Annotated in this window: 4 protein-coding genes and 1 tRNA gene; 2 read left to right on the top strand and 3 right to left on the bottom strand. The window is 60.6% G+C overall.

All coding sequences use genetic code 11. The features are described 5' to 3' along the window. Positions 1-597 precede the first annotated feature (597 nt). The 3 genes from G5134_RS21155 to G5134_RS21145 all read right to left on the bottom strand — a co-directional run bounded on the left by G5134_RS21155 (position 598) and on the right by G5134_RS21145 (position 3,949). Positions 598-807: a cold-shock protein gene (locus tag G5134_RS21155; RefSeq protein ID WP_005297820.1), complete on the bottom strand. Its 210-nt coding sequence runs from the start codon at positions 805-807 to the stop codon at positions 598-600. Between the two features lie 272 nt (positions 808-1,079). Then, positions 1,080-1,748 (bottom strand): LysM-like peptidoglycan-binding domain-containing protein, encoded by a 669-nt coding sequence (locus G5134_RS21150; protein WP_005297821.1) that lies wholly within the window; start codon positions 1,746-1,748, stop codon positions 1,080-1,082. Positions 1,749-1,846: 98 nt separating this feature from the next. Beyond that, complete coding sequence (locus tag G5134_RS21145) at positions 1,847-3,949, bottom strand: methyl-accepting chemotaxis protein (RefSeq protein WP_065017526.1); 2,103 nt, start codon at positions 3,947-3,949, stop codon at positions 1,847-1,849. Between the two features lie 261 nt (positions 3,950-4,210). On the opposite strand from G5134_RS21145, the gene gltX reads away from it, so the two are divergent. Together gltX and G5134_RS21135 are read left to right on the top strand one after the other, a co-directional pair. Further along, positions 4,211-5,626, top strand: a complete 1,416-nt coding sequence (gene gltX / locus G5134_RS21140; RefSeq protein ID WP_065017525.1) for a glutamate--tRNA ligase — start codon at positions 4,211-4,213, stop codon at positions 5,624-5,626. 237 nt (positions 5,627-5,863) lie between these two features. Further along, positions 5,864-5,939, top strand: a tRNA-Ala gene (locus G5134_RS21135).

The raw sequence follows: 5,939 nt of genomic DNA, 5'->3' as shown, positions 1-5,939 counted from the left end.
CGGGAATAGCTCAGTTGGTAGAGCACGACCTTGCCAAGGTCGGGGTCGCGAGTTCGAGTCTCGTTTCCCGCTCCAATCTCTCTTCAAATTCAATCTCTTTCCCCCCCAAGCTCACGAATCCACTTTCTCAATACAATCGCTGCCACATTCAGTTGGTAGAGCATGATCCGCGCTTGCCAAGGTCGGGGTCGCGAGTTCGAGTCTCGTTTCCCGCTCCAATCTCTCTTCAAATTCAATCTCTCTCCCCCAAGTTCACGAATCCAGTTGCTCAATACAATCACTGCCACATTCAGTTGGTAGAGCATGATCCGCGCTTGCCAAGGCTGGGGTCGCGAGTTCGAGTCTCGTTTCCCGCTCCAATCTCTCTTGGAAGTCCTCACCATCCATTTGAATTGCCCATTACATCGCGCTGCGATGATTTGTCGTATCCGGCGTTCAGCCAGATCAGATCCATGTTTGCTGTACTCGTGTCGTACACAAGGGCGGGAAGGGCTGTTGCTGCTGCGGGCAGGTTGATGATCGTGGCGGGGAAGGGGAAATGGCAGGCAAAAAAATAGGAGGGGCGATGGCTCCTCCTACCGGCTCACTGGCGCTGGCTTAGATAACGGTAACGTTCTCAGCCTGAGGACCTTTTTTGCCCTGGGTCACAGTGAACTGTACTTTTTGACCTTCAGCCAGGGTCTTGAAACCGGCGCTCTGGATGGAGGAGAAGTGAACGAAAACGTCCGGTCCCTGGGATTGCTCGATGAAGCCAAAACCCTTGGTTTCGTTGAACCATTTTACTTGGCCGGTGCGAATGTCAGACATGTGGTAAGTCCTATCTATAACAAAATGAAACTAAGCCTGGTTGGGCAGCATTTGCCTAGAAAGCAGGGGTTGAAGCATGACTGACCACGTCAATTTGTCCCAGTAGCATGTAGCACAATCCCTGTCTAAAGCACAAACGATTGTACGTGAGCACGATCCCTTGTCAATTTGGCACTTTTCATTTTTTGAGCAAGCTAAAAATATTGTGAAGTCAGTAGCTTGTTTCACGGGAACCGGTCAAAAAAACGGGAGGCGCCAGGCCTCCCGTTTCATCACTCCTTGAGGGCGAATCCTTCGCCCTGTCGGTCGTAGCGATAGATGGCCTGACCGTAGGAGCGGATCTCGACCCGCTGGATGCGGCGGGTGTCGTCCACCAGGATAAAGATGGCTCGACCGGACTGCAGACGGGTCAGCGGGCGATCCGGCCCTTCGATGGCAATGAGGCGGCTCAGTTCGGCGCCCGGCAGCTCGAACTTGCGGAAGATGGAGTAGAGGGTTTCACCGGCCTGCACATCGTGTTGCAGCCAGGTGCCGTTGACCTTCTCTTCCACCGGTTTGGCCGCGGCGGGGGCATTGCCGCTGGCGCCGTTGCCCACGGTGAGGGCCTGGGCCGGCACGGCGATGGGCACCGTCAGCGAACCGGACGGCGCCGCCTTGGGTTCGGTCGGGGCGGGTTCCCAGGCCAGTACCAGCAGCCAGAGCGGGATCAGGATCAGCAGCCCTATGGTGTGCTTGCGGGGCAGCGGGCTGGCCAGTTTGAACTTGCCAGTCCTGGGTTCCTGGCCGCGTTGGCCAAGTCCGCTCATGCCCTGGCCGATGCGTTGGCGCAGGGGCAGGGTAGCGGCATTGATACGATGGAGCAGGGATCCTTGTGATTCGTCTTGGCGACGCTGCTGGGCTCGTCTGTTGTGGCCACGGGGGCGACGGTCCGGGGTGGGCACGGCATTTACCTCTCACTACATTGCCTGCCATCAGGCAAATTCGTGCCTATGGTAAACGGACTCGCCCCCGAGGGGGAGAGTCCTGACCGTGAAAATTATCAGCTGAGACGAAATTGTCCCAACAATTGCTGTAAACGCTCGGCCGCCTGACGCAATGCCTGGCTGGCTTTGGCCGTCTCGGTGGCATCCTGGGCGATGTCGTTGGCCAGTGCGTTGGTTTTTGACAGATTGCCGGAGACGGTCTCGGAGACCGAGCTCTGCTCCTCGGCGGCGGAGGCGATCTGGTAGGTCATGTCGTTGATGGTGGAGATGGCCTGATAGATGCTGCCGAGCGCCTCTTCCGCCAGATCTGCTTCCCCCACCGCCTGATGGGTCAGCTGCTGGCTCTGGTTGATGGCGTTGACCGCGTTGGCCGAGCTGTGGCGGATCTTCTCGATCAGCTCCTGGGTATTCTGCACCGCTTGCTGGGTGTTGCCCGCCAGCTTGCGCACCTCGTCGGCCACCACCGCAAAGCCGCGGCCCTGCTCGCCGGCCCGGGCTGCCTCGATGGCGGCGTTGAGCGCCAGCAGGTTGGTCTGATCGGCGATCCCCTGAATGACGGTGAGGATGCTGGTGATCTGCTCGCTGTCGTGAGCCAGCCCTTCCACCACCTCGGCGCCCTTGCCAGCTTCGGCGGCCACCTTGTGCATCGACTGGATCACCTGCTGGAAGCGCACCTTGCCCTGATCCGCCGCACCCTGAGCCTGTTTGGCCGAGTCGGCGGTGTTGTTGGCGTGGGTCGCCACCTCCTGGCTGACGTAGGACATCTCCTGCACCGCGGTCAGCATCTGCTCCATCTCTGCCTGGTGGTGCTGCAGGTTGTTGTCGGTCTGGCCGGCGATGCGGTCGGTGTCGCCGGCGTGACGGTTCACCTCGCTGGCGGTCTTGAGCACATCCCCCAGCAGCACCTGCAGCTTGTCGATGAAGCGGTTGATGCCCTTGGCCAAATCCCCCAATTCATCCTGGGACTGGGTATTGAGCCGCTTGGTGAGATCCCCCTCGCCATCGGCGATGTCATCCACCAGGCTCACCATCTGGCGGATGGGGCCTGTGATGCTGCGGGCAATGACCAGCATGGTGGCCAGCGCCAGCACCAGCACCACGACGGCACCCACCAGTTGCTGGGTCATGGCGGCCCGGTTCATGTCGCCCAGCTGGGCTTCCAGCTGATCGGCACCGGCCAGCACCACCTTGTAGGGCAGGGTGACGATGATGGCCCAGTTGCGGCTCATGCCCGGCACCGCGATGGGCACCGAGATGCGAAACGCATCGTCGAGCTCCTCGCGCTGTACCTCGGGTTTGAGGTACTGCTGCCAGCCGTTGCCGAGCAGCTTGTCGGCGCGACTGCCGAGCAGGCTGGCGTCCCCGCTGGTGCCGGTGATGACGCCGGCGGCGCTGACGATCAGGGTCTCGCCCTTGCCGTCATAGATGTTGCTGTTGAGGGACTGGGCCTGACGGCTGATGGAGTCCACCGCCAGATCGAGGGCGGCTATCCCTTTGAACTGGCCGCCCACCATGATGGGGGTGGTGATGGTGCTCACCAGCACCTGCTGGCCGTTGATGTCCACCTTGAAGGGGTCGATGAGGCAGGAGCGCCCCTCCCGTTTCGGGCAGGCGTAGTAGTCGTTGGCCGGATTGCCGAATTCATCCGGATCGCTCTTCTCGATGGAGAGCAGCAAATCGGTGCCGACCTGGTCTTTGTCACGATAGAAGTAGGGGACGAAGCGCCCCTTGCTGTCGCTGCCCAGCGCCGTCTGGCCGGCGAAGCTGGCATCCTGGCCATCGAAGCCGTTGGGCTCGAAGCCGGCGAAGGCGCCGTAGAGCTGGGGTTCGAGGGCGAGCTGGGCCTTGAGCAGATCGGTGGCCTGCTGGCGATCCAGCGGCAGCTTGCCCTCCTGCTGCAGGGCGAGGGCGCTGGCCATCTGCTGGGTATAGGAGAGCCCCTTTTGCAGCAGTTGGGTGATGGTGGCGGCCTCGGCACGGGCGTTGGCGCTGACCTTCTGCCAGGCCTCCTGCTGCAGGGCGGCGCGGCTGGAGCTGATGGTCAGCTTCTGGGTCTGTTGACCCGAGTACTGGTTGAGCAGGATCAGGATGACCAGGGCGGCGGTCATGGCGATCCCGGCCATCACCAGAATGCGATTCTGGATAGAACGGAACTGCATCGTCTCTTCCTTGTTGGTGAGCGTTATTTGAATATCGGCCGGAGGAGGCAGCTCTCCAACACTTTGCATAGCAAATAGGAAACGGGGATTTTGTTTTGCGATCCCCTTCAAACATCAGGTGGCAAGGGGGCGGACCGGTGCTTTGTTCCCCCTACTTTGGCTCGTGGCAGCGCCATGGTTTTCCCATCCGTCATTGTCGGTGCTAAAATGCGACGGTTTTTTTAACGAATTGGCCCAAGGCCCTCTACACAAGGCTTAAAGATGAAAGTCAAAACCCGTTTTGCTCCCAGCCCGACCGGCTTTTTGCATGTCGGCGGTGCCCGTACCGCACTCTATTCCTGGTTGTTTGCAAAGAACCAGGGCGGTGAGTTCGTGCTGCGTATCGAGGATACCGACCTGGAACGTTCCACTCAGGAGGCCATCGACGCCATCATTGAGGGCATGGAATGGCTGGAGCTGAACTGGGATGAGGGCCCCTACTACCAGACCAAGCGCTTCGATCGCTACAACGGCCTGATCGACGAGATGCTGGCTGACGGCCGCGCCTACAAGTGCTACTGCTCCAAGGAGCGGCTGGAAGCGCTGCGCGAAGGCCAGATGGCCAACGGCGAGAAGCCCCGCTATGACGGCAAGTGCCGCGACCACGCCCACGATCACCCGGCCGATGCGCCCCACGTCATCCGCTTCCGCAACCCCACCGAAGGCTCAGTGGTGTTCGATGACCACGTCCGTGGCCGCATCGAGTTCGCCAACACCGAGCTCGACGATCTGATCATCCGCCGTACCGACGGCGCGCCGACCTACAACTTCTGCGTGGTGGTCGATGACTGGGATATGGAGATCACCCACGTGGTGCGTGGCGAAGACCACATCAACAACACCCCGCGCCAGATCAACATCTACAAGGCGCTGAACGCGCCGGTGCCTGAGTTTGCCCACGTCTCCATGATCCTGGGTGACGACGGCGCCAAGCTCTCCAAGCGCCACGGTGCTGTCTCCGTGATGCAGTACCGCGACGACGGCTACCTGCCGGAAGCGCTGCTGAACTATCTGGTGCGTCTGGGCTGGTCCCACGGCGATCAGGAGATCTTCAGCCTGGAGGAGATGATCAAGCTGTTCAGCCTGGACGCCATCTCCAAGTCTGCCTCCGCCTTCAACACCGACAAGCTGCTGTGGCTGAACAACCACTACATGCGTAGCCTGGATCCGACCTATGTTGCCAAGCATCTGGCCTGGCACATGGCCGACCAGAAGATCGACACCAGCAAGGGCCCGGCCCTGGCCGACGTGGTGACCCTGCTGGCCGAGCGCTGCAACACTCTGGTCGAGATGGCCGCCCAGAGCCGCTATCTGTTCGAAGAGTACGAGGCCATCGACGAGGCGGCAGCCAAGAAGCACCTGCGCGGCGTTGCCGCCGAGCCGCTGACCCTGGCCAAGGCCAAGCTGGCTGCCCTGGAAACCTGGACCACCGAAGTGCTGCACGAGCTGATTGAAGCCACTGCTGCCGAGCTGGGTCAGGGCATGGGCAAGGTCGGCATGCCGCTGCGCGTAGCCGTCACCGGGCTGGGTCAGTCCCCTGCCATCGATGCCGTGATGGCGCTGGTGGGCAAGGAGCGAGTGCTCGCCCGCATCGACCGCGCTTTGGCGTATATCGAAGCGCGCATGGCCGCCGAGTAAGCGCCAACCATCGCTTGAAAAAGGGCTCCCGTACGGGGGCCCTTTGTTTTTGGTCAAAGGCCGGTTTTGTGACATAAAACAGCGAGATAGCGGTGCCATTGCCGGTTAAATCGGCTAACTGCTTGAATTTTGACTAAACGCGCGAATCGCCGTTATTTTTGGGTTGACAGCAAAGCGGCCGGTGCCTATCATGCGCCTCCGTTGCCGGAGATAACTTTGGTAGCGCCGAGGTGAGTTGGGGTTATAGCTCAGCTGGGAGAGCGCTTGCATGGCATGCAAGAGGTCCGCGGTTCGATCCCGCGTAGCTCCACCA

This window comes from Aeromonas sp. 600276 (genome assembly GCF_049175815.1).
In the GTDB taxonomy this organism is placed as follows: domain Bacteria; phylum Pseudomonadota; class Gammaproteobacteria; order Enterobacterales; family Aeromonadaceae; genus Aeromonas; species Aeromonas dhakensis.
Note: the sequence above shows the minus strand (reverse complement) of the source record. Positions and strands in the feature narration are given on the sequence as shown.

Excerpts from the sequence above, each read along its gene's own strand:
- G5134_RS21155 (WP_005297820.1), bottom strand. The coding sequence starts at position 807 with ATGTCTGACATTCGCACCGGCCAAGTAAAATGGTTCAACGAAACCAAG.
- G5134_RS21145 (WP_065017526.1), bottom strand. The coding sequence starts at position 3,949 with ATGCAGTTCCGTTCTATCCAGAATCGCATTCTGGTGATGGCCGGGATC.
- gltX (WP_065017525.1), top strand. The coding sequence starts at position 4,211 with ATGAAAGTCAAAACCCGTTTTGCTCCCAGCCCGACCGGCTTTTTGCAT.